This is a genomic window from Leclercia sp. EC_58, assembly GCF_019584355.1.
In the GTDB taxonomy this organism is placed as follows: domain Bacteria; phylum Pseudomonadota; class Gammaproteobacteria; order Enterobacterales; family Enterobacteriaceae; genus Enterobacter.
Map to the genome: position 1 here is coordinate 620,219 of NZ_VDAM01000001.1, position 21,854 is coordinate 642,072.

Below are 21,854 nucleotides of genomic sequence, written 5' to 3' on the forward strand. Positions count from 1 at the left end.
GTTATCCCTTCATTCCAGGTTGCGAGAGCCAGCATAAATGAACAAAAAAAATCAGCTGTTGAGCGCGTTAGCATTGAGTATCGGTTTATCCCTGTCGGCCTCGTATCCGCTGGCCGCCGCACTTCCTTCGCAGGTTCCCGGCGAGGCCGCTCTGCCGAGCCTGGCGCCAATGCTGGAGAAAGTCCTGCCCGCCGTCGTGAGCGTACAGGTCGAAGGCACTGCGGTGCAGAGCCAGCGTATTCCGGAGGAGTTGAAAAAGTATTTTGGCGATGAGGCCCCTGACCAGCAGGGACAGCCCTTTGAAGGTCTGGGCTCCGGGGTCATCATCGACGCCGCGAAGGGCTATGTCCTGACCAATAACCACGTCATCAGCCATGCCGATAAAATCAGCGTGCAGATGAATGATGGCCGGGAGTTCGATGCCAAACTGATTGGCGGTGACGATCAGAGCGACATCGCCCTGCTGCAGTTGCAAAACCCAACCGGCCTGACGCAAATCGCCATTGCTGACTCGGATAAACTACGCGTCGGGGATTTCGCGGTGGCGGTGGGTAACCCCTTCGGCCTCGGCCAGACCGCCACCTCGGGCATTATCTCCGCGCTGGGCCGCAGTGGGCTGAATCTTGAAGGGCTGGAAAACTTTATCCAGACCGACGCCTCCATTAACCGCGGTAACTCCGGCGGCGCGCTGCTGAACCTGAACGGCGAGCTGATTGGCATTAACACCGCTATCCTGGCCCCTGGCGGCGGCAGCGTCGGGATTGGCTTTGCCATTCCCAGCAACATGGCCCGCACGCTGGCCCAGCAGCTGATTGAATTTGGCGAAGTGAAACGTGGCCTGCTGGGTATTAAAGGCACCGAGATGAGCGCGGATATCGCCAAAGCGTTCAACCTGAACGTGCAGCGCGGCGCCTTCGTCAGCGAAGTGTTGCCGAATTCCGGTTCCGCAAAAGCGGGCGTGAAATCCGGGGACGTGATTGTCAGCCTGAATGATAAACCGTTAAGCAGCTTTGCCGAACTGCGCTCGCGCATCGCCACTACAGAGCCGGGTGCGACGGTTAAGCTCGGCATTTTGCGGGACGGCAAACCGATGGATCTGCAGGTCACGCTCGATAAAAGCACCTCTTCATCGGCCAGCGCAGAGATGATTGCCCCGGCCCTGCAAGGCGCGACCTTGAGCGACGGGCAGTTAAAAGATGGCACCAAAGGCATCACTCTCGACAGCGTTGAGAAGAGCAGCCCTGCCGCGCAGGCGGGGCTTCATCAGGACGATGTGATTATCGGGGTGAACCGCGTTCGCGTGCAGTCTATCGCCGAAATGCGCAAGGTGCTGGAGAGCAAACCTACCGTTATCGCCCTGCAGATCGTGCGTGGTAACGATACGCTCTATATTCTGCTGCGTTAAGCCTGTGCCTGTCCGGACATCGCCCCGTGTGATGTCCGGATAAGTCATGTTATGCTGCTTGCGTTCTCCCTTTAACGACGCCCGTATCATGGTTTTTAAGCTCATTCGTTCGGTCGCCATCGGCCTGGTAGTAGGTGGCCTGTTACTGGCCGCGATGCCCTCTTTACGTCAGTTCAATCAACTGGCTGCGCCGCAGTTCGACAGCGCAGATGAAACGCCTGCCAGTTATAACCAGGCAGTACGCCGCGCCGCCCCTGCGGTGGTTAACGTCTATAACCGTGGGCTGAACAGCACCAGCCATAATCAGCTGGAGATCCGCACCCTTGGCTCCGGGGTGATCATGGATGAACGCGGCTACATTATTACCAACAAACATGTGATCAACGATGCCGATCAGATCATCGTGGCGCTGCAGGATGGCCGCGTCTTTGAAGCACTGCTCGTGGGCTCCGACAGTCTGACGGATCTGGCAGTCCTCAAAATCAACGCCACGGGCGGCCTGCCCGTTATCCCCATCAACCGTAAGCGGACGCCGCATATCGGCGACGTGGTGCTGGCGATTGGCAACCCCTATAACCTCGGACAGACCATTACCCAGGGGATCATCAGCGCAACCGGGCGTATCGGTCTGAACCCATCCGGACGGCAGAACTTCCTGCAGACGGACGCGTCCATCAACCATGGCAACTCCGGCGGCGCGCTGGTGAACTCACTGGGCGAACTGATGGGCATCAACACCCTCTCGTTTGATAAGAGCAACGACGGGGAAACGCCCGAAGGGATCGGCTTCGCCATCCCGTTCCAGCTCGCCAACAAGATTATGGATAAGCTGATTCGCGACGGACGCGTGATCCGCGGCTACATTGGCATTGGCGGGCGTGAGATTGCTCCGCTGCATTCTCAGGGTGGCGGAATCGATCAGATCCAGGGGATTGTGGTGAACGAAGTGACCCCTGGCGGCCCGGCGGCAGAAGCGGGTATCAGGGTTAACGACGTGATTGTCTCGGTGAACGGTAAACCGGCCGTATCGGCGCTGGAAACCATGGATCAGGTGGCGGAGATCAGGCCTGGCTCTATCATCCCGGTGGAAGTGATGCGTGATGATAAGAAACTGACCCTGCAGGTGACCATTCAGGAATACCCGGCCACCAACTGAGTTGGCTGGCATAAAAAAACCGGAGTCCATGCTCCGGTTTTTTATTGCCCTGACGGGAAGCGCGTCGCTTACTTGTTAACGAACTCTTCGCCCAGAACGATATCGTTCTTCAGGGTTTCCAGCATGCCAGCCATCGCCTGCTGTTCAAACGCGCTCAGGGTGCCGATAGACTTACGCTCTTCGATACCGTTTTTACCCAGCAGCAGCGGCTGAGAGAAGAAGCGTGCGTGCTCGCCATCACCTTCAACGTACGCGCACTCCACCACGCCTTGCTCACCCTGCAGGGCGCGGACCAGAGAGAGGCCGAAACGTGCTGCAGCCTGGCCCATAGAGAGGGTTGCAGAGCCGCCACCCGCCTTCGCTTCCACCACTTCGGTGCCGGCGTTCTGGATACGTTTGGTCAGGTCAGCCACTTCCTGCTCGGTGAAGCTCACGCCTGGGATCTGGGACAGCAGTGGCAGAATGGTCACGCCAGAGTGGCCGCCGATAACCGGGACTTCCAGCTCGGTTGGCTGTTTGCCTTTCAGTTCCGCAACAAAGGTGTTGGAGCGGATGATGTCCAGCGTGGTCACGCCAAACAGTTTGTTCTTGTCATACACGCCCGCTTTTTTCAGCACTTCTGCCGCGATAGCCACAGTGGTGTTAACCGGGTTAGTGATGATACCGATGCAGGCTTTCGGGCAGGTAGTAGCAACCTGCTGAATCAGGTTCTTAACGATACCCGCGTTCACGTTGAACAGGTCGGAACGATCCATACCAGGCTTACGCGCCACGCCTGCGGAGATCAGCACCACGTCTGCGCCTTCGAGCGCCGGGCGAGCATCTTCACCGGAGAAGCCTTTGATTTTAACAGCCGTCGGGATGTGGCTGAGGTCTACCGCCACACCAGGTGTTACCGGGGCGATATCGTAGAGAGAGAGTTCTGAGCCTGCAGGCAGCTGAGTTTTCAGTAGTAGGGCAAGCGCCTGGCCGATACCGCCAGCAGCGCCGAGGACTGCGACTTTCATCCTAAACTCCTTATTATGGTGAGCTAACTTTCTGTTACTCCGTCGCGGCGACCTTAATTCAGCAGATCAATAATTACAATCGTGATGTATCAGGAATTAGCGGTCACGCGCTTTTCGCTTCTGCCGGAAAGCTATCGGGCGTTATGCGATAACTAAGCAACGAATCAAGAGGTGGTTACAATACACCCTCGCCAGCCACCAAAACAACATCAATTTGATAACATTTAATTTACTTTTAAGGTTATTTGCGAGGCGTGACGCAGGCATGTTCCTTGATAACGAATTTTGATAAAATCACTCCCTTTCATAACATTATTTCAGCCTAAGATTGGGCAGATAATTTGCATAAAAATTCATCCATGTGCATAATAATGTTGTTTCTACCGCTATATTTCGGGTGATTTATGCGAATCTCTTCTAAACAAGAAGAATTGGTTAAAGCGTTTAAAGCGCTGCTTAAAGAAGAAAAATTTAGTTCCCAGGGGGAGATTGTCCAGGCTCTCCAGGATGAGGGTTTCGAAAACATCAACCAGTCGAAAGTCTCCCGCATGTTAACCAAGTTCGGCGCGGTGCGTACCCGCAACGCCAAAATGGAGATGGTCTACTGTCTGCCAGCCGAACTGGGCGTCCCGACCACCTCGAGCCCGCTGAAGAATCTGGTACTGGATATCGACTATAACGATGCTGTGGTGGTGATCCACACCAGCCCGGGTGCAGCACAACTGATTGCGCGCCTGCTCGACTCGCTGGGTAAAGCGGAAGGTATCCTCGGCACTATTGCTGGTGACGATACCATCTTCACGACTCCGGCCAATGGTTTCTCCGTGAAAGATCTCTACGAAGCCATTCTGGTGCTGTTCGAACAGGAACTCTGATCCCCTTCCCCGCTGCCATTCGCGGCGGGGAACCTTCTGCTCCCGCCTCGTTTTTCCGTACAATCTGTTATCTGTAATTTAACAAATAGTGCGTTTTTCTGTACCAATGCATTCACCCAGTGAATGATAAACCGCGAGATCGCACGAATAATCAAATTCGTGTATCCCCTTAATTTCAATAGAAATAAACGTCTGAACTCCGCTTAATCTTCTGGTTTTTATTCCATGTGGTTATAAAAAGCATTTTGCTTAATACGTGATTACACAAGAAACAATTAGCATGGTATTAATTTTTGCCGTTATTAGTGTATACTTGATTTTGTGATGAGGGTCACGAAACGAAGACCCCAGTAAAGAATATGACGAGGAAGAGAATCATGAAAATCAAAACTACCGTAGCCACACTAAGCATTCTGTCTGTCCTGTCTTTCGGTGCTTTTGCCGCCGATGCGATTAACGCCGAGCAGGCCCAGTCCCGTGAATCTATCGGTACGGTTTCCGTCGGTGCTATCGGTACCTCTCCGATGGACATGAATCAGATGCTGAACAAAAAAGCGCAGGAACAGGGTGCCTCTTCTTATCGCGTTATCGAAGCGCGTTCAGGTGACCACTGGCACGCCACTGCTGAGCTGTACAAATAAGTCGTACCGAGCATTACCCGTACTACCCGATATCTCTGTTCAACGGCATCAGGCATAAAAATAGCAGCACAACCCTTCCTGCCGTTGAGCCTGCACTCCAGGAGTAAAGACTATGAACACTAAATTAATCATCGCCGCTGGTTTCGCTTCCGTTCTCTCATTTGGTGCCAGCGCAGCCGTACACCAGGTAAACGCTGACCAGGCGCAAGGCCTGCAATCGATGGGAAGTATCTCTGTTAATGAGGTTGCCGGTTCTCCGATGGATATCCGTCAGGCTCTGGCGGAAAAAGCTGAAAAGGCGGGCGCCAGCAGCTACCGCGTCACCGAGCTGAATACCGGTGACCACTGGCACGCGACCGCTGAGCTGTACAAATAAACCCTCGTCGTATTGATATACGACTTGCCCCTGCTTTGCAGGGGCTTTTTTATGTCCCGCACTAACGTACGTTAAAGCGAATCTGCCCTTCCAGCTCCTCTTCCGCCTCATCAAACAGCAGGATCAGCGCCCCAAAACGTCTGCGCAGCTTTTCCGGTAAATGGATGAATTCGATTTCAAGCGGTAGCGGCAACTGGCTGCTGGTCACTATTTCCCACAGGGAGTCCAGATCCGTCACCCTCTCCTGACCTATGCCGAAGGTCCGTGAAAACTCACGGTAGAAATCCTCCTGACTGTCGATTTCATCAAAATCAAACGTATAGATATTCATGCCAGCCACCCCGTCCAGGTGAGCGGCTTCTGCCGCCCCGTCGATTATAATCCCCCGATATGCAGGGTTTTCACTTCCAGGAACTCCTCCAGTCCCAGTACTGACCCTTCGCGGCCCAGCCCCGACTCTTTCACCCCGCCAAAAGGCCCAAGCTCCGTGGATACCGCGCACTCGTTTATGCCGATCATCCCGCTCTCAATGGCTTGCGAAACGCGGAACACCCGCTGCAAATTCTGAGTATAGAAATAGGCAGCCAGGCCAAACGGCGTATTGTTGGCACGCTGAATTACCTCCTCTTCGGAGGTGAAACGGAAGCAGGCCGCCACGGGTCCGAAGGTCTCTTCGCTGGCAAGCGCCATCCCTTCATGACAGTTTCCCAATACCGTCGGTTGCCAGAAGTTGCCGCCGAGGGCATGGGCTTTGCCGCCCGCCAGCACCGTGGCTCCTTTGGCGACCGCATCCTCCACATGTTCACGCACTTTTTTCACTGCGGCGGGTTCAATCAACGGCCCGACAACGGTCCCCTCTTCCAGACCGTCACCCACTTTTAAGTCGTTCACGGCAGCCACGAGTTTGCTGACAAACGCCTCATACACCGACTCCTGAATATAGAAGCGGTTAACGCTGACGCAGACCTGACCCGCGTTACGGAATTTATTGGCAATCGCCCCTTTCACCGCCGCATCGATATCGGCATCGTCAAAGACGATATAAGGCGCATTCCCGCCCAGCTCCATTGAGACTTTTTTCATGGTCTCGGCGGCATTGCGCATCAGGGTTTTGCCCACCGCCGTCGAGCCGGTAAAGGAGATTTTGCGCACCTCAGGGCTGGACATGATCGCGTCGCTTATCTCAGCGGTATTTCCGGCCACTGCGTTGAGTACGCCGTCCGGGACACCCGCTTTTTTAGCCAGAGTGAGCAGCGCAAAGGCGCTCAACGGCGTGTTATTGGCCGGTTTTATCACACCGGTACAGCCTGCCGCCAGTGCCGGGCCCAGCTTGCGGGTCAGCATCGCCATCGGGAAGTTCCACGGCGTGATAGCCGCCACCACGCCAACCGGTTCACGGGTGGCCAGAATGCGGGAGCCGGGTTTAACAGGAGGGATGATTTCGCCGTTGGCGCGTTTGGCCTGCTCGGCAAACCACTGGATGAAACTGGCCGCGTACTCCACTTCCCCTTCCGCCTCTTTCAGCGGTTTGCCCTGCTCGGTGGTCATCAGCTGGCCAAGCCACTGCTTGTTTTCAATGATTAATTCATACCAGCGATAGAGGATGGCCGAACGCTCTTTAGCGGTTCTGGCACGCCAGGCCGGGAAAGCCCGGCTTGCGGCAGCGATGGCCTCTTCGGTCTCTTTCTTGCCTGCTTTTGCCACCTGGGCTACTACCGCCCCGGTCGCCGGGTTAAGTACATCGAATGTGGTATCGAGCGTTTTCCATACGCCATCGACTAAATATCCGGTCTGAAATAGCGCACTATCCTGAAGAGACTGGGTAGTCATGTATCCTCCCATTCTGGGTTTAAGTACTTGCCCGAATAAGTATAGTCACAAAAAACCGACGCTTATGGCGTCGGTTTTCGGAAGGATCAGCTGTCGGTCAGGGCATTCTGGTAACGATGCAGCATGCCCACCAGCCGCTGCACCGGTTCGGTCACCTGTCGCGGCGCCTCCCAGATACGCAGTTTTTCCTGATAGATATCCAGCTCCGCCAGCAGCTGCGTGAAGTAGCGTCGGCGCTTGTCGTCGCTGGACGCCGAAATCACATGATCGGCAGTACGGCGCAGCTGGCGGTGGAAGGCGGAGAGATCGTCATTAACCGGAATCGGCGCGTTGCGCAGACGCTGGTGGGCGATGATCAGCGTCAGGGCCAGGCGGAATTTCGCGATATCGCCCGGGAACTTGTTCAGTAGTAAAAAGAGTTGCTGATAGAGCGCAGGCAGATGGTTCTCTTTACGCCGGGCGGTATTAGTGGTCATCGCGGAAACGGCAGCAGAAACGAACTGGTTCAGCAGTACGCGTCCGGTTCTGACCTGGGAATTATCGCGCACCAGCAGGATCACCATCATCGCCAGGAAGCAGCCGACAATCTGCCCCAGCGCGCTGTCGAGAAACTGGCTGAAGTGGAAGGTCATCGGGTTATCCAGCACCAGAATATTGATGGTACTGGCCAGGGCCCCCAGCGATCCGAGGCGTCGCTTCTGCACCTCGATACCAATAAAGAAGGCCATAACCGCGAGACTCAGACAGAGCAACAGCATGCTTTGCTGGGTCGACGGGAGAACCACCAGGAAATAGAAGGCGCCAAGCGGCAGCGCCGCCAGCGTGCCATACAGAAAATCGAGTGCCACCATCCGGGGATTAGGCAGACGCATCGCCAGCGAGGTGACCACCGCGATCATCACCATCGCACCGCTGCCAGAGGTCCAGCCGGTCCAGAGCCAGAAAAGCGTACCCAGCATACAGGCCAGCGTGGTGCGCCAGAAGTTAACCATCGCATGGTGACGTTCCGCCGACTCGGCTTTCACCACCACTTCCCCCTGCAACACCTCCTCTTCGGTGGCGCTGATTTTGGTATTACCGATCACGCCACGTTTGAGCAGCAGGTAGCGCGTCGCCGCGCCAACCCAGGTATAGATGGTGACTGGCGTATCGCGTTCGCCGGTCCAGGCGATGACCCGGCGCATGCGTTTGAGCTGTTTATGCACGTCCTGAACGGTGGCAACGGGGGTGGCAAACAGCTCCCGGAAGGTCCCGGTGATCGCCTCGGGGCGCGTGTTCTGGATCAGATAGGTTTCACAGGCCTGGGTGATCAGGGTTAAGGAGACGGTATTAAGCGCCTTAAGGCGGCGGTTTGCCCGCGACCAGCGCGACGACTCCATATTGAGGTTGCTGCGCATCCCTTCCAGTGCGGTGGTACGGCGTACCAGCGCACTCCAGGCATTATCCACTTCTTCACTATCGCCATGCTCGATGCAGAGCTGCATGAGTTGATACTGGGCAACGATCAGCGCATCCAGTTCGCGATCCACCTCCTGTTTGATCGAGCGGGGAGAAAACAGCAGATCCGCTACGATCGCGCAGACGATCCCCATCACGATCTCACTGCAGCGCTCAACGGCAAACTGCGGCGTCAACAGCGGGTTGGCCTCAATAGTGATGATAATGATCAGTGCCGTATAGCCGGAAAGGCCCCAGGCGTAGGAGTTCTCCACCCGCACCAGAGAGGAGATCCAGGTGCAGAAACCGGCCCAGATACAGCACACCATCAGCATCAGCAGCGGGGTGCGGATCATCAGGATCACGATGGTCAGGGCGGCAATACAGCCGATAAAGGTGCCGACAATACGCAGCATCCCGCGATAGCGGATGGCGCCGGAGTAAGGTTCGCCACCCGCCGCAAAGGCCGGGCCGGCGGCAACAATCGCGGCCGTCAGCACCGCCCAGCGGGGCGTTTCCAGCTGAAAGTGGAACCCGACAAACAGCGCCAGCACAATGGCGAAGGCCAGCTTAATCGCGAAGCGCAGGTGCTGATTGGCGATGGAAAGGATACCCATGGCGATTAACCAAACTCGCGCAGACGGTGGGCAATTTTGCGGAACAGCGAGTCGTGGCTGGCATCCCGGTCTTTCTCACCGGTGATCACCACCGTCGCCGTCGTACCCGCTGGCCACAGGTCGCCCTGCTGCTCATCCAGACGAATACGCACCGGCACGCGCTGCGCCAGACGCACCCACTCCAGATTGGAATCGACGGTCGCCATCCCTTTGCTGTCGCGGGTGGCGCTGGAGTTGGTCACCCCTGCCGCTATGCTGTCGACGGTACCTTTCAGCACCTGGTTGCTGCCAAGCGGGGTGATCTCCGCCCGGTAACCCGGACGGACGTTTTCCAGTTTGGTCTCTTCCATATAGGCGAGTACATAGAAGGAGTGCTGTTTCACCAGCGCCACGGCGGTGGAGCCGCGGGTAATAAATTCACCGGTATAGACGTTGAGGTTGGTCACCCAGCCATCGGACGGGGCGCGGATGACGGTACGCTCGAGATCAAGCTTCGCCAGATCGCGCGTGGCCTCGGACTTCGCCAGCTGATGCAGTACGGTTTGCAGCACGTTGTTGGACTGGTCAATCTCCTCACGGGACATCGCCTGCACCCCCAGCTTATTACGCCGCCCTGCCTCGCGGCGTTTTTCCGCGGCCAGCGCCTGGTAATAGGAGACATCCGCTTCCGCTTGTTCCAGGGCTTTCTGGTAACGAGGCTGGTCAACGGTGAACAGCACCTGGTCCTTTTTGACCAGCTGGTTATCATGCACATTGACGGCGGTAATAAGCCCCGCCACATCCGGGGCGATGGCGACGATGTCGGCGCTAAAGCGCGCATCACGCGTCCACGGTGATTCGGTGTAGTAAACCCACGCGCGGAAAATAGCGATGAACGCGAGGATGACCAGTGCCAGCGTAATGGCGGTACGGGAGACTTTTCTTGTTAGTGTTTTCACATCTACCTCAAACAAACAGGCGCGATACCAGATAGAACAGGCAGCAATAGAGCGCGGAATTGAACAATGCAGGGTGCCAGACGAAATCATAGATCCCGGTTGGAGCCAGCACCTTTCGCACCAGCCAAAAAATCGCCAGTGATAAAAGCAGTTCGAAGAATATCGGTGGGAACGACAAACCGAACACCACGATAACGGGAAACAGACTCATGTTGACCTTGATTAGAGCGAGCAGGCGAAAGAATTATTCAGCGTACACCACCGCAGAAGTGGCCAGAAAAGCCGGGCGAGAGTGGCGTAGCTATAATGTATTAATAATATATTAGCGTAACTGTTATGCTGTTATCTATCATATGTGATCTAAATCACTTTTAAGCCAGAGTGAATAATGGAACGTCTAAAACGGATGTCAGTTTTTGCCAAAGTCGTTGAGCTGGGCTCTTTTACCGCCGCGGCCAGGCAACTACAGATGAGCGTCTCTTCTATCAGCCAGACCGTTGCCAAACTGGAAGATGACCTCCAGGTAAAGCTTCTCAACCGCAGCACCCGCAGTCTCGGCCTGACGGAGGCCGGGAAAATCTATTACCAGGGCTGTCGGCGAATGTTGTATGAAGCCCAGTCGGTGCATGAGCAACTCTACGCTTTCAATAACACCCCCATCGGCACGCTGCGCATCGGCTGCTCTTCAACTATGGCACAAAATGTCCTGGCTGAAATGACCGCCGAGATGTTGCAGGAGTATCCGGGGCTGACGGTTAATCTGGTCACTGGTATTCCCGCCCCGGATCTGATTGCCGATGGCCTGGATGTGGTGATCCGCGTCGGGGCTTTGCAGGATTCGAGCCTCTTTTCGCGTCGTCTGGGGAGCATGCCGATGGTGGTGTGCGCGGCGAAAAAGTACCTCGCCAGAGCGGGGATCCCGGAAAAACCGGCGGACCTCAGCAATCACGCCTGGCTGGAGTACAGCGTGCGCCCGGATAATGAATTTGAGCTGACTGCACCAGAGGGTTTGTCAACAAAGCTGCTGCCGCAGGGGCGTTTTGTGACTAACGATCCGATGACCATCTCCCGCTGGCTGGTGGCCGGAGCCGGGATCGCCTATGTGCCGCTGATGTGGGTGATCAACGAGATCAACAGCGGCGAGCTGGAGATCCTCTTCCCGCGCTATCAGTCGGATCCGCGCCCGGTGTACGCGGTCTATACCCAAAAGGACAAGCTGCCGCTGAAGGTGCAGGTGTGCATTAACTATCTGACGGACTATTTTGTGCAGGTGGCGACGCTGTTTCAGGAGATGCGGGGAAGGAAGGAGTAACCCTCTCCCGCGGGGAGAGGGTCAGGATGACAAGATTACGCAGTACCGCCGACGGTCAGGTTATCCACTTTCAGGGTTGGCTGGCCGACGCCCACCGGCAGGCTCTGCCCCTCTTTACCGCAGACACCGACGCCGTTATCCAGCTTCAGATCGTTACCCACCATTGAGATCTGCTGCATCGCTTCGATGCCGGAGCCAATCAGGGTGGCGCCTTTCACCGCTTTGGTCACTTTGCCCTTCTCAATCAGATAGGCTTCTGAGGTTGAGAAGACAAATTTACCGGAGGTGATATCCACCTGGCCACCGCCGAAGTTCGGGGCGTAGATCCCATAATCAACGGATTCGATAATTTCCTGCGGCGTGGATTTACCCGCCAGCATATAGGTGTTGGTCATACGCGGCATCGGCAGGTGCGCATAGGATTCGCGACGGCCATTGCCGGTTGGCGCAACGCCCATCAGGCGCGCATTCAGCTTGTCCTGCATATAGCCTTTCAGGATGCCGTTTTCGATCAGCACGTTGTACTGGCCCGGCGTGCCTTCATCGTCGATGGAGATCGAGCCACGACGGTCGGTCATGGTGCCATCATCCACTACGGTACAGAGTTCAGAGGCCACCAGCTCCCCTACCTGACCGCTGAATACAGAAGTGCCGCGGCGGTTGAAGTCACCTTCCAGACCGTGGCCTACCGCTTCGTGCAGCAGTACGCCAGGCCAGCCCGCACCCAGCACCACCGGCAGCGTACCCGCAGGCGCCGCCACGGCAGAGAGGTTAACCAGCGCCATGCGCACCGCCTCTTTCGCCCAGGCGTCGGCACGCACTTCGCCATCCACCGGATTGAGGAACCATTCATAACCGAAACGACCGCCGCCGCCGCTGGAGCCGCGCTCGCGTTTGCCATCCTCTTCCACCAGCACGCTGACGGAGAGACGCACCAGCGGACGCACGTCGGCGGCCAGGGTGCCGTCGGTTGCCGCCACCAGAATCAGCTCATACACGCCGCTCAGGCTGGCCGAGACTTCCTGCACGCGCTTGTCTTCCGCCCGTGCGACTTTGTCCACCCGGCGCAGGATATCCAGCTTCTCTTCACGACTCATGCTTTGCAGCGGATCGACGCTGGTATAGAGCGCAGAGTGCTGCACTTCGCCCAGAGTTTTCACGTGGCCATCGCCGCTTTCGCGCACGATGGTGCGGGCTGCCTGCGCGCTCTGTTCCAGCGCGGTCAGGCTAACCTGGTCCGCATAGGCAAAACCGGTTTTCTCACCGCTAATGGCACGTACGCCGACGCCCTGGTCGATGTTATACGAGCCATCTTTGATGATGCTGTCTTCTAAAACCCAGGATTCGTGATAGCTCGACTGAAAGTAGAGATCGCCGTAGTCGAGACGGCGTTCGGTCAGTTGACCAAGAATGGAAAACAGGTCCTGATGGCTCAGGCCGTTCGCTGCCAGCAGATGTTCACTTACCAGGTTCAGACTCATCGTTTTGCTACTCGTTCGTTGCCGTCCACAGGACGTATCTAAGATCTTATCTATTGAGAGTGAGGCAATTAATTGCCCGCGTCAAATCATTGCTGTGCATCTTTGCGTGGCTGACGCAGCACTTCATTAATCTGCGGTTTATCCACCGGGCCGGTGATGTGATAGCGCAGAATAGAGACTTTGCTCCACAGCGGCCCCAGCACTTTGCTGGCGGCAAACACGGCCGCGCCGACAATCGGGTTAACGGCAAAGGCCGCCGCCACGCCGACGGTGGCGGAAATTTCCGGCGCCACCACTGCTTCCATATCCAGCTCACGACGCACCAGATTAACAGAGCCTTTCATAGCGATATCGGCTTCCAGCCCGTCCACCAGCGTGTCGTCGGTGTGCAATACGCCATCTTTGATCCACGCGGTGCTGCGGATCGAGTCGAAGTAGAAGCCTTCATTAAAGGTATCGTTGAAGTCAAAGCGCAGCTTGCGCAGCAGGGCATCGAAACTGAGTAAGCGCAACAGTTGCCCTGCATGGCCGGTGCTGAGATCGGCGATTTCACCTCTCCCCAGCCGCGTTTTCAGAATGCCGTTCAGCGAGGCTTCGTCAGGCTTCCAGGGCATGTCGCGCCAGTGCAGATCGTAATCGACATCAAACGATGAACCGCGAATCGGGGTCGTGACGCCAAAATAGTTAGCGGCGGCATCCAGCTTGTTGCCCTTAATTTGCCCCTTCAGGGAGGTGCGCTTCTCGCGGACGCCGTTCACCCATTCGCCGTTGGCGGTCAGGCGCCCGAAGCCGGTATCAATCAACCCGCCCGCCAGAGTCAGGGTATCGCCCTTGATGGTGAAATCGCCATTAATCCGGCCATACTTCTGCCCCCAGAGCCAGCACTCGGCGCAGCGCAGCTGTAGGTCAGGCCAGCCGCTAAAATCGATTCGTGAGGTACTGGATAACGGCGAGACGTTATTGCTTGTCCCGGTGGTGACGGAGGCCGGATTGTAATAGAGATAGCGGATCTGCGCCTGCCACGGCGCGGTATCACGCATCAGCAGGCTGGCGTTGATCTCCCGTCCCTGGGCATCGATTTTCGAACCGTTGAGGGTGGGCTGCGAGACAATACTCAGGTTATTCCACTGCTGCCCGCCCAACGTCAGCGCTGGCGTGCGTACCGTGATGTGTTGCGGGAACTGCGCCGCTTCATCCACATTTTGTCCCACCCCGCGCTGGAAAAGCGCCAGCCATTCTGCCCCGTCCATCGGCGGGAGATTGAGCTCTATACCCGCCTGCTCCGGCAGCGGCGGCAGGGTGCGGCTGTCGGTGGTCCAGATGGCGCGATCCAGCGTCAGCTTGCGGTTCAGCAGCCAGCGGCTGTTAAAGTGATTTGTCCCGCTGGCGTTGCCGGTCAGGGTAAAGCTGTTGAGATCCCCGTCGACATTCAGCTTCACCGGCAGCGGCTCGCCTGCGCGCTTGTTCAGGGGCGAAGGCAGATCGCTGCTGATACTTTTCAGGTCGCCGCTGATGTCCACTTTGTAATGCGGGGTGCCACGATAAGGCAGATCGATCGCGACTTTGCCGTTCCACGGTAAACGGCCTTCAAGGGACTGGCTGACCACTTTGGGCAGCACATCCATTCGCGAAGGCTGCCAGCTGGCATCCATATTGACCGCCACCTGGTAGGCTTTCTCGCCCTCGTTGGTGGAGAAATCCATCTTCACCGGCTGGCTGAACCAGTTTGCGGTCAGCGGCCCGCTTTTCAGATCGCCATTCACGAAGCTGAACTGACCGGTCAGGTTTTTCAATGTGCTGTTCAGCGGCTTGATGAACAGGCTGTTATTTTTCAGCCTGACGTCGCCTTCTGCGGTGGTCATGGTGCCGTCCAGCGGGATATCCAGATGTAAGCGAGCATTCACATCGCCATCCAGCTGTAGCTGCTGGAGCGTGGCGCCCAGCGAATCATCTAACGGCGTCTCGTCAAAATAGGGCCCAACGGCTTTTCCAGGCCCGTTGATATCGGCGTCGATCAGCAGTTTTTCTTTTGAATAATCGGGGATCACCGCCGTCAGGTTGCTGGCCTTCACACCGCCCAGCGCCACGCCGTCGGTTTTCATCCACAAGCCGTCATTGATGAAATTGAGTTCAATATCGAGGTTTTTCAGCGCTGGCCAGCCAGGCTGGAAGGCATAGGTGGCGTTGCGTAACGGCACCAGCACCTGGAACTGCCCTTCGTTGTGCTTGTAGGGGAACAGATGCGGGTTGCCGCCATACGCCAGGGTGGCGCTGTCCGCCTGCCCGCCCTGAATGGCCCCGCTCAAATAGTCCACCAGCGCTTTACCCATCAGGTTTTCAGGAAAATAGCGCCAGGCCTGTGAGCCGTCGTCGGTGCTGATGCCCGCCAGGATCCCCAGCCAGGGCTCATCGCCCGCCGGTTGCAAATAGCGGAAATCTCCCCGGGCATGCACCGCTTTGGCTTTCACGTCGATGTCGCGCCCGTCGAGCTGGAAACCCTTCTCGTTCTTCAGCCAGTGGAGGGTGGCGGTCCCTTTTTCAATTTCCAGCGGCGCGCGGAAAACCGTTTCATACGGCATTTTCGCATCACGCATATGGGCTACCAGACGGCCATCTTCCATGCTGCCTTCCAGCGTGCCGCTAAAATGCTCGGCGCCCGGCAACATCTCCCACTGCTTCCAGGCGAGATCGGTCCAGGCAATGTTGAAGCGGGTTTTTTCTGTTGCCTGCAGCGGAATATCCAGTGCCAGGGCGTTGATCGCCCCCACCGGCTGGGTGGCCTGCCAGACTTCGCCCAGCGCCGGAGAGAGCTTCGCCGCAATGGTCCGCAGCCCCTCAAGGCCAGACAGCTCCAGATTGCTGGCGCGAATGCGCAGTTCATCGCTGCGTTTACTGTTAACGCCGCCCACATCCTGCGCCGGGATCCAGGCCAGCGACAGCGCCCCACGTGGCCAGGCTTTGTCATCCAGGGTGATGCGGGTATCCGGAATGGCGAACTGCCACCCCTCATTGGCACGGGTCACATGGGCGGTGAGATTATCCACAGAGAGCTGATGCTGACGCGTTTCCCCCGGCCAGGTGGCGCCGCCCTGCTTAAGCCAGAGATCGCCGCTGGCGAACTGGCCGTTGGTGAGAGTCATCCAGCCTTCAATGCTAAAGCGCGCGGTTTCGAGCTGCATGTCCTGCTGCAGCAACTCTCCCAGCCAGGGTTTGACATCCACGTCGTCGGCCTGCATCCACACTTTACCGTTATTCAGCAGGCCATTGTCGTCACGCAGATCCATACGCACCTGCATCACGCCGTGCTGTCCGTTCAGGCTGGAGAGGCTGACCTGGCCTTCAGCGCGATGGCGCTCTTTGCCGTTGAGCCAAGTTAACTGGGGGATCGCCAGCTCGGCACGCTGCCCGGAAAGGGTGATAAAGCTAATCTCGCTGTCGCGCAGATCGAAATGATCGAACTGGCGCAGGAAGAGATCGCTGATGCGGTTGGCTTCGAAGCCTTCGCCCTGATCGTCGCTGCGCAGCGGGGTGTTGGTCAGAAATTGCAGCTGATAGAAGGTGAGATCGCGAAACTGCCAGCGCAGATGCAGCAGGCTTTGCCAGACATCCAGCGCCAGGGTCACACGCTTAATCTTAACGTGGCCGCCATCTTTTAGCTGCGCGTTGATGTCGCGCACTTCCAGGGTCGGGCCAAAATTTTGCCAGCTCGCGTTGAGCTGGCTGGCCGCGACGGGCATGCCCGTCGCGGATTCGATCTTCGCCAGCAGCTGCGGGCGCCAGTTGTCCAGATGCGGCAATACGAGACGCAGCCCGCTTACCAGCAGCGCGACAATCACTATCAGCGTTGCCCCTGTAAGCAGTAAAATCCCCGGCAATCGCCTCACGCGTCTCTCCTTGTCAGCCGTTTTCTCGCAGCACGCTGCGTTTTACATCATCACCACGTCAAACTGCTCCGGATTATAGAGCGGCTCGATTTGTACTTTTACCTGTTTGCCGACAAAGATTTCCACTTCCGCCAGAGCGTGTGACTCTTCCCCTTTCAGGGCTTCCGCCACCGAAGGAGAAGCATAGACCAGGAAACGGTCGGAGTCGTAGGCGTGATGCACGCGCACGATCTCACGCATGATCTCGTAGCAAACCGTCTCTACCGTCTTCACCGTGCCGCGACCATGGCAGGTTGGGCACTCGTTACACAGCACATGCTCCACGCTTTCACGGGTGCGCTTGCGGGTCATTTCTACCAGCCCAAGCTGGGAGAAGCCGTTAATGCTGGTTTTCACGCGATCTTTACTCAGCGCCTGCTCCAGCGAATGCAGCACGCGACGGCGGTGGTCTTCGTTACTCATATCGATAAAGTCGATGATGATGATGCCACCCAGATTGCGCAGACGAAGCTGACGCGCAATGGCCTGCGTCGCTTCAATATTGGTGTTGAAAATGGTGTCGTCCAGATTGCGATGCCCGACAAACGCCCCGGTGTTGATATCCACGGTGGTCATCGCTTCGGTCTGATCGATAATCAGATAGCCGCCGGACTTCAGCTCGACTTTACGCTCCAGCGCGCGCTGAATTTCGTTCTCAACGTCGTAGAGATCGAAGATGGGCTGTTTGCCGGTGTAGTGCTCCAGCAGGCCCGGCATTTCAGGAATGTATTCAGCGGTGAATTCGAGCAGCGCATCATAGGTCAGACGGGAGTCGACGCGGATGCGATCGAGCTGAGCATCGGCGAAGTCGCGCAGGACACGCTGGGCCAGTGCCAGTTCGCCGTACAGCTGACAGCGGGTCTGGTTGCGTTTTTTACGCTCCATCACTTTGGTCCAGACGCGTTTCAGGTAGGCCGCATCCGAGGCCAGATCCTCTTCGCTAATCCCCTCTGCGGCGGTGCGAATAATAAAGCCGCCCTGCTCATCGCAGTAAGCACTGACGACTTTTTTCAGCCGTTCGCGCTCGCTTTCGCTTTCGATACGCTGGGAGACGCCAACGTGTGACGCGCCAGGCATAAAGACCAGATAACGGGAGGGTAAGGTGATGTCGGTGGTCAGGCGCGCCCCTTTGGTGCCCAGCGGATCTTTCACCACCTGCACCATCAGATCCTGGCCCTGACGCACCAGCTCGGAGATATCACGGACGGTAAACTGCTTCTGCTCTTCTCCCGCCACGCATTCGGTGTGCGGCATGATATCTGAGGCGTGTAAAAATGCCGCTTTATCGAGTCCAATATCTACAAATGCCGCCTGCATACCCGGTAGTACACGACTGACACGACCTTTGTAGATATTGCCTACTATTCCGCGTCGCGCTTCGCGCTCAATATGGATTTCCTGAAGAATGCCGCCATCAATATAGGCCACACGGGTTTCCGATGGCGTTACGTTTACCAACAATTCAGCCGTCATAATTATCCCTTCCCTCACGCAGTGAGTTAAAATTGCTCAGCAACTCATACGTTTCCACCAGCGGTAAGCCGACTACGGCGTGATAGCTGCCATTGATCTTCCTGACAAAACAGCCACCCAACCCTTGAATACCGTATGCACCTGCTTTATCCATAGGTTCACCGCTGGTGATATAACCGGCGATATCCTCATCTGTGAGTACTCTGAACGTGACATCGGTGACAACCAGACAGTCGAGCACGTGCTGGCGATCAGCCAGCGCGACGGCGGTCATCACCTGATGCGTTTGTCCGGACAATTTGCGCAGCATCCTGAAGGCATGCTCGCCGTCGTGAGGTTTCTCGAGGACTTCACCGTTAAGGATCACGATGGTATCTGCGCCCAGCACCGGTAAATCGCGCGGCACCTGCGCCACGCCAGCCTGCGCTTTCTCCCGCGCCAGGCGAGAGACATACTGCTGAGCGCTTTCGCCCTCAGCCCGTGTTTCCTCAATGCCGGTAACGATACATTCAAAAGAGAGACCCAACTGCGTGAGCAACTCCTGACGGCGCGGGGAGCCGGAAGCGAGATATAAAGACGTCATAGAAACCTTTTATTGCACGGCAAATTGCTGGCGGACCTTACGCATCAACAGGAATAACCATGGCCAGAGCACACCGTTTACTACACTACTCCAGAACACTTCCGGACGGAAAGAGACGTTGATCACTAAAAACTCTGCCCAGAAAACAATGATATCCGCGGCCATGGATAACAACATCACCACCAGCGCCTGTTGCCAGAGCGCCAGATTACGAAAGAGCTGATATTTCAGTGCGACCAGGTATGCGATGATACTCATGGAAAGTGCGCGTACGCCAAGCGTCGAGCCACTGATCAGATCCAGTATGGCACCCATCACAAAACCTGTGCCCACATTTACGCGGTGCGGCAGAGCGAGGATCCAGTAGAGCAAAATCAGCAGCACCCAGTTTGGCCGGAAAACGAGAATGTCGTCCGGCCAGGGCATGACTTGCAGCAACAGCGCGATCAAAAACGAGAGCCAGATAACCCAGCGTCCCTGGCTACGGTAGCTTGCCACTATTGCCCTCCCGGAGAGAGTTGCGGTGGCGGCGGCGCATCAGGCGGTGGCTGGGTCAGCCCTGTCGCTGGCGCAGGGACTGGTGCCGGCGGCCCCATGGAGTTTGGCGCAGGCAGAACCTGCGGCATCATCTGCATCAGACGCTCGTTTGCCACGCGGTGCACCTCTTCCGGCGTCATGGGGTTGCTACCGTTACGATCGGCGCCCCACAACAGCAGCAGATAGCGCAGACGCTGCAAGCCCGCGGTAGGACGTGCCTGAATCACCGTATACGCGCGCTGAGTATCCAGCTTCACGGAGGAGACCACCCCAACCGGGTACCCTTCCGGGAAACGCCCGCCGAGACCGGAGGTCACCAGTACGTCACCCACACGAATATCGGTATTCGCCGGCAGATGTTCCAGTTGCAGATCGTCCGTACAGCCGTTACCGGCGGCAATCACGCGGATGTCGTTACGCAGAACCTGGATCGGCAACGCATGGGTCGCATCGCAAATCAGCAATACGCGGCTGGTAAGCTTGGCAACAGCCACCACCTGGCCGACGACGCCTTTATCGCTGATAACAGGTTGGCCTTCGTAGACGCCATTAACGCTGCCTTTATCGATGACCACCTGATCGCTGTACGGATCGTTAACGGTGGAGATCACCTGGGTCACCATCTTCTGCTCATCCTGACGCAGCGGAGAGCCCAGCAGCTCGCGCAGACGGGCATTCTCCTGCTTGTACTGGCCCAGCATCAGCAGTTCGCTGTTTTTCAGCAGCAGTTCCTGTCGTAACGCGCGGTTTTCAAGTTCGAGTTGATCGCGTGAGGACAGGGTTTGCGAGACGCTGTCGAGTAATTCACGGGGACCATTTGATACAAAATAGAAAGGACTGACGGCGGTATCCATGTACGTTCTGATCTGGCTGAACGTACCGAGGCGGCTATCGGCAATAATGACACCAAGCGCTACCAACACCCCAAGGATGAGGCGAAACTGTAGCGACGGGCCACGGCTAAAAATTGGCTTCATAGGCTATGCGTACTCTCGCGTCAGAGAGAAAGGGTAGCCATCCGCTACCCTTTCACACCTGACTACTCTTCGCTGAACAAGTCGCCGCCGTGCATGTCGATCATTTCCAGCGCCTTGCCGCCGCCACGGGCTACGCAAGTCAGTGGATCTTCTGCAACTACGACAGGAATTCCTGTCTCTTCCATCAACAGGCGGTCGAGGTTACGCAGCAGCGCACCACCACCGGTCAGAACCATACCGCGCTCGGAGATATCGGAAGCCAGTTCCGGCGGGCACTGCTCGAGGGCAACCATGACGGCGCTGACGATACCGGTTAACGGCTCCTGCAGCGCTTCGAGGATTTCATTGGAATTCAGGGTAAAGCCACGCGGAACCCCTTCTGCCAGGTTACGGCCGCGAACTTCGATCTCGCGAACTTCATCACCCGGATAAGCAGAACCGATTTCGTGCTTGATACGCTCTGCGGTGGCTTCACCGATCAGAGAGCCGTAGTTACGGCGAACGTAGTTGATGATGGCTTCGTCAAAGCGGTCGCCACCGATACGTACGGAGGAGGAATAAACCACACCATTCAGGGAGATAACGGCCACTTCAGTGGTACCGCCACCGATATCCACCACCATGGAACCGGTTGCTTCGGAAACCGGCAGACCCGCGCCGATTGCCGCAGCCATTGGTTCTTCAATCAGGAAGACTTCACGCGCACCAGCGCCCTGAGCGGATTCACGAATAGCACGACGTTCAACCTGGGTCGCGCCAACCGGCACACACACCAGAACACGTGGACTCGGACGCATAAAGCTGTTGCTATGCACTTGCTTGATAAAGTGCTGAAGCATTTTCTCGGTCACGAAGAAGTCAGCGATAACGCCGTCTTTCATCGGACGAATGGCAGCGATATTACCCGGCGTACGGCCAAGCATCTGCTTAGCGTCATGGCCTACAGCCGCTACGCTTTTCGGTGAACCAGCACGATCCTGACGAATGGCCACAACTGAAGGCTCATTCAGTACGATGCCTTGTCCTTTTACATAAATGAGGGTATTCGCGGTACCCAGGTCAATGGACAGGTCATTGGAAAACATGCCACGAAATTTTTTCAACATACTAAGGGATAATCCTGAAAGCTGGGGCGGAAAACAAAATCCGCTTACTTTACCAACCACACGCAGCAGCGACAAGGCGCAAAAATCGCCTGCTACGGTGAAAATTAGTGCAGCACGTTTCCTTTGTTACAAATCGTCGCCTGACTCCCTCAGGGTTGAGAAAACAGCAGTATTCCTCAC

General features: G+C 56.7%; 19 protein-coding genes. 6 read left to right on the forward strand and 13 right to left on the reverse strand.

Translation table 11 applies throughout. The features are described from left to right. The first annotated feature begins 37 nt into the window (after nucleotides 1-37). Both degQ and degS read left to right on the forward strand, forming a co-directional pair. Nucleotides 38-1,405 (forward strand): serine endoprotease DegQ, encoded by a 1,368-nt coding sequence (gene degQ / locus FHC51_RS03085; RefSeq protein WP_220434878.1) that lies wholly within the window; start codon nucleotides 38-40, stop codon nucleotides 1,403-1,405. Nucleotides 1,406-1,493: 88 nt separating this feature from the next. Continuing rightward, nucleotides 1,494-2,561, forward strand: a complete 1,068-nt coding sequence (gene degS / locus FHC51_RS03090; RefSeq protein ID WP_103180994.1) for an outer membrane-stress sensor serine endopeptidase DegS — start codon at nucleotides 1,494-1,496, stop codon at nucleotides 2,559-2,561. Between the two features lie 68 nt (nucleotides 2,562-2,629). Here the strand turns inward: degS and mdh are convergent, their stop codons facing one another. Beyond that, the gene (mdh, locus tag FHC51_RS03095) at nucleotides 2,630-3,568 is read right to left on the reverse strand and encodes a malate dehydrogenase (protein WP_103177218.1); all 939 of its coding nucleotides are present in this window, start codon (nucleotides 3,566-3,568) and stop codon (nucleotides 2,630-2,632) included. Between the two features lie 404 nt (nucleotides 3,569-3,972). Here mdh and argR point away from each other — a divergent pair, with 404 nt between their 5' ends. From argR to yhcN (FHC51_RS03110), 3 genes are all read left to right on the forward strand, one after another. Continuing rightward, a complete protein-coding gene (gene argR / locus FHC51_RS03100; protein ID WP_103824952.1) occupies nucleotides 3,973-4,443 on the forward strand; it encodes a transcriptional regulator ArgR in 471 nt (156 codons plus the stop codon). A 377-nt stretch (nucleotides 4,444-4,820) separates the two neighbouring features. Further along, nucleotides 4,821-5,084 carry a peroxide/acid stress response protein YhcN gene (gene yhcN, locus FHC51_RS03105; RefSeq protein WP_114385651.1) on the forward strand — a complete coding sequence of 88 codons (264 nt, stop codon included), beginning with the start codon at nucleotides 4,821-4,823 and terminating at the stop codon, nucleotides 5,082-5,084. A gap of 112 nt (nucleotides 5,085-5,196) precedes the next feature. Further along, nucleotides 5,197-5,460: a peroxide/acid stress response protein YhcN gene (yhcN, locus tag FHC51_RS03110; RefSeq protein ID WP_220434879.1), complete on the forward strand. Its 264-nt coding sequence runs from the start codon at nucleotides 5,197-5,199 to the stop codon at nucleotides 5,458-5,460. A gap of 61 nt (nucleotides 5,461-5,521) precedes the next feature. On the opposite strand, the gene FHC51_RS03115 is transcribed toward yhcN (FHC51_RS03110), so the two are convergent. The 5 genes from FHC51_RS03115 to aaeX all read right to left on the reverse strand — a co-directional run bounded on the left by FHC51_RS03115 (nucleotide 5,522) and on the right by aaeX (nucleotide 10,493). Then, nucleotides 5,522-5,791, reverse strand: coding sequence for a barstar family protein (locus FHC51_RS03115; protein WP_103824955.1), 270 nt, complete (start codon nucleotides 5,789-5,791; stop codon nucleotides 5,522-5,524). Between the two features lie 44 nt (nucleotides 5,792-5,835). Next, a complete protein-coding gene (locus FHC51_RS03120; RefSeq protein WP_103824956.1) occupies nucleotides 5,836-7,290 on the reverse strand; it encodes an NAD-dependent succinate-semialdehyde dehydrogenase in 1,455 nt (484 codons plus the stop codon). Nucleotides 7,291-7,376: 86 nt separating this feature from the next. Then, nucleotides 7,377-9,344: a p-hydroxybenzoic acid efflux pump subunit AaeB gene (gene aaeB / locus FHC51_RS03125; protein ID WP_220434880.1), complete on the reverse strand. Its 1,968-nt coding sequence runs from the start codon at nucleotides 9,342-9,344 to the stop codon at nucleotides 7,377-7,379. Between the two features lie 5 nt (nucleotides 9,345-9,349). After that, nucleotides 9,350-10,282 carry a p-hydroxybenzoic acid efflux pump subunit AaeA gene (gene aaeA, locus FHC51_RS03130; protein WP_114388365.1) on the reverse strand — a complete coding sequence of 311 codons (933 nt, stop codon included), beginning with the start codon at nucleotides 10,280-10,282 and terminating at the stop codon, nucleotides 9,350-9,352. Nucleotides 10,283-10,289: 7 nt separating this feature from the next. Beyond that, nucleotides 10,290-10,493, reverse strand: a complete 204-nt coding sequence (aaeX, locus tag FHC51_RS03135) for a p-hydroxybenzoic acid efflux pump operon protein AaeX (RefSeq protein WP_032614553.1) — start codon at nucleotides 10,491-10,493, stop codon at nucleotides 10,290-10,292. 177 nt (nucleotides 10,494-10,670) lie between these two features. Between aaeX and aaeR the strand changes: the two genes are divergently transcribed. Further along, nucleotides 10,671-11,594 carry an HTH-type transcriptional activator AaeR gene (aaeR, locus tag FHC51_RS03140; protein ID WP_114316568.1) on the forward strand — a complete coding sequence of 308 codons (924 nt, stop codon included), beginning with the start codon at nucleotides 10,671-10,673 and terminating at the stop codon, nucleotides 11,592-11,594. 35 nt (nucleotides 11,595-11,629) lie between these two features. Here the strand turns inward: aaeR and tldD are convergent, their stop codons facing one another. The 7 genes from tldD to mreB form a co-directional block, all read right to left on the reverse strand. Further along, entirely contained in the window at nucleotides 11,630-13,075 is a 1,446-nt protein-coding gene (gene tldD, locus FHC51_RS03145) for a metalloprotease TldD (protein WP_220434881.1), read from the reverse strand. An 86-nt stretch (nucleotides 13,076-13,161) separates the two neighbouring features. Beyond that, the gene (yhdP, locus tag FHC51_RS03150; protein ID WP_220434882.1) at nucleotides 13,162-16,959 is read right to left on the reverse strand and encodes an AsmA2 domain-containing protein YhdP; all 3,798 of its coding nucleotides are present in this window, start codon (nucleotides 16,957-16,959) and stop codon (nucleotides 13,162-13,164) included. Between the two features lie 42 nt (nucleotides 16,960-17,001). Continuing rightward, nucleotides 17,002-18,471, reverse strand: coding sequence for a ribonuclease G (gene rng, locus FHC51_RS03155; protein ID WP_103177228.1), 1,470 nt, complete (start codon nucleotides 18,469-18,471; stop codon nucleotides 17,002-17,004). Continuing rightward, nucleotides 18,461-19,054, reverse strand: coding sequence for a nucleoside triphosphate pyrophosphatase (locus FHC51_RS03160; protein ID WP_220434883.1), 594 nt, complete (start codon nucleotides 19,052-19,054; stop codon nucleotides 18,461-18,463). The genes rng and FHC51_RS03160 overlap by 11 nt, the downstream gene beginning before the upstream one ends. Nucleotides 19,055-19,063: 9 nt before the next feature. Continuing rightward, on the reverse strand, nucleotides 19,064-19,552 hold the full coding sequence (gene mreD, locus FHC51_RS03165; protein WP_103177230.1) for a rod shape-determining protein MreD: 489 nt from the start codon (nucleotides 19,550-19,552) through the stop codon (nucleotides 19,064-19,066). Further along, the gene (mreC, locus tag FHC51_RS03170; protein ID WP_103177231.1) at nucleotides 19,552-20,568 is read right to left on the reverse strand and encodes a rod shape-determining protein MreC; all 1,017 of its coding nucleotides are present in this window, start codon (nucleotides 20,566-20,568) and stop codon (nucleotides 19,552-19,554) included. Before mreC ends, mreD begins: the two co-directional genes overlap by 1 nt. A gap of 62 nt (nucleotides 20,569-20,630) precedes the next feature. After that, nucleotides 20,631-21,674: a rod shape-determining protein MreB gene (mreB, locus tag FHC51_RS03175; protein WP_000913396.1), complete on the reverse strand. Its 1,044-nt coding sequence runs from the start codon at nucleotides 21,672-21,674 to the stop codon at nucleotides 20,631-20,633. Nucleotides 21,675-21,854: the final 180 nt, after the last annotated feature.

Coding starts and splice junctions, on each gene's coding strand:
- mreB (WP_000913396.1), bottom strand. CDS start 21,674: ATGTTGAAAAAATTTCGTGGCATGTTTTCCAATGACCTGTCCATTGAC.
- yhcN (WP_220434879.1), top strand. CDS start 5,197: ATGAACACTAAATTAATCATCGCCGCTGGTTTCGCTTCCGTTCTCTCA.
- mdh (WP_103177218.1), bottom strand. CDS start 3,568: ATGAAAGTCGCAGTCCTCGGCGCTGCTGGCGGTATCGGCCAGGCGCTT.
- FHC51_RS03160 (WP_220434883.1), bottom strand. CDS start 19,054: ATGACGTCTTTATATCTCGCTTCCGGCTCCCCGCGCCGTCAGGAGTTG.
- FHC51_RS03120 (WP_103824956.1), bottom strand. CDS start 7,290: ATGACTACCCAGTCTCTTCAGGATAGTGCGCTATTTCAGACCGGATAT.
- aaeX (WP_032614553.1), bottom strand. CDS start 10,493: ATGAGTCTGTTTCCCGTTATCGTGGTGTTCGGTTTGTCGTTCCCACCG.
- mreC (WP_103177231.1), bottom strand. CDS start 20,568: ATGAAGCCAATTTTTAGCCGTGGCCCGTCGCTACAGTTTCGCCTCATC.
- yhcN (WP_114385651.1), top strand. CDS start 4,821: ATGAAAATCAAAACTACCGTAGCCACACTAAGCATTCTGTCTGTCCTG.
- aaeB (WP_220434880.1), bottom strand. CDS start 9,344: ATGGGTATCCTTTCCATCGCCAATCAGCACCTGCGCTTCGCGATTAAG.
- FHC51_RS03115 (WP_103824955.1), bottom strand. CDS start 5,791: ATGAATATCTATACGTTTGATTTTGATGAAATCGACAGTCAGGAGGAT.
- degQ (WP_220434878.1), top strand. CDS start 38: ATGAACAAAAAAAATCAGCTGTTGAGCGCGTTAGCATTGAGTATCGGT.
- tldD (WP_220434881.1), bottom strand. CDS start 13,075: ATGAGTCTGAACCTGGTAAGTGAACATCTGCTGGCAGCGAACGGCCTG.
- degS (WP_103180994.1), top strand. CDS start 1,494: ATGGTTTTTAAGCTCATTCGTTCGGTCGCCATCGGCCTGGTAGTAGGT.
- argR (WP_103824952.1), top strand. CDS start 3,973: ATGCGAATCTCTTCTAAACAAGAAGAATTGGTTAAAGCGTTTAAAGCG.
- aaeR (WP_114316568.1), top strand. CDS start 10,671: ATGGAACGTCTAAAACGGATGTCAGTTTTTGCCAAAGTCGTTGAGCTG.
- rng (WP_103177228.1), bottom strand. CDS start 18,471: ATGACGGCTGAATTGTTGGTAAACGTAACGCCATCGGAAACCCGTGTG.